The sequence below is a fragment of the Mesorhizobium sp. M7A.F.Ca.US.007.01.2.1 genome, from assembly GCF_003998165.1.
Classification (GTDB): domain Bacteria; phylum Pseudomonadota; class Alphaproteobacteria; order Rhizobiales; family Rhizobiaceae; genus Mesorhizobium; species Mesorhizobium ciceri.
This window is the reverse complement of the sequence record NZ_RZQP01000504.1, coordinates 1-801: the sequence shown is the minus strand read 5'-3', so window position 1 is coordinate 801 and position 801 is coordinate 1. Positions and strand designations below refer to the sequence as shown.

1 pseudogene is annotated in these 801 nt (G+C 66.9%); it reads right to left on the bottom strand.

The annotated features are described in order from the left end of the window. Positions 1-801, bottom strand: a pseudogene (locus tag EN949_RS36090) (flagellar hook-length control protein FliK); the annotation flags it as partial.

Sequence of the window (801 nt, the reverse complement as noted above, 5' to 3'; positions counted from 1 at the left end):
GGCAGGGTGAAGTTCGATCTTCAACACATGTGTCGGAACGGCAACAGAGCTGGCCAGATGGGTGGTCGTGGGTGAGGCTGAAAGCGCCTTTTGCGGCCCTGCGTCGGCGGCTATGGCGTTGATCACATTGAGGGCCGCCTGGCTGATGGGACCCTGCGGCGGCGCGGGGAAGCTCCGTTCCGACACCACGTCGATGCGCGCGGCGGACAGGGACTGTTTTCCCGCTTCGGGACGCATCGAGGACCGCACATCCTCGATGCTCCTCATCGCATTCGTGGTGGGCTTCGACGGCACGCCGGGCACATCGGCAGCCGGCGCGTCCGACAGCTTCCGGGCCGCCGCTGTGACGTCGCGTTTTGGCGCGCTGGAGGCAGCGCTCGGCGACTGACCGTCAAGCGCCGTCAAAGGTCCGTCGACGGTCGACGCCTGCTCCGGCTTCGACACGGTTTCGAGTGCTTCGCGTCCGCCCGACGATTTTGAGCGGTAGGTCTTTGGCAGTGCAGCCTGTCCGCCGAGCGCCGGGTCCGACGGATTCTCGCCGGTGGCCGCATTGCCCCCCGCTGCCTTGGCCGCTGTCGAGAAATGCCGCAGGTCATGAAACGCGATCAGCAGCGGCAGGTCGTCCTGAAGCGGCGCGGTATCCGACGCCGTCTGTTCGGCGTCGGCCTTGTGCGCCTTTGCTTCCAATTCGTCCTTGCCGGTTTTCACGCTTGCGCCTTTGGCCGAGGTGGTCCTTCCGGGCTCGGCCGATGCCGGTTCGGCCTTGGCGCCATGCCCGGCGAGGCCGGCAGCGAGCTTGCT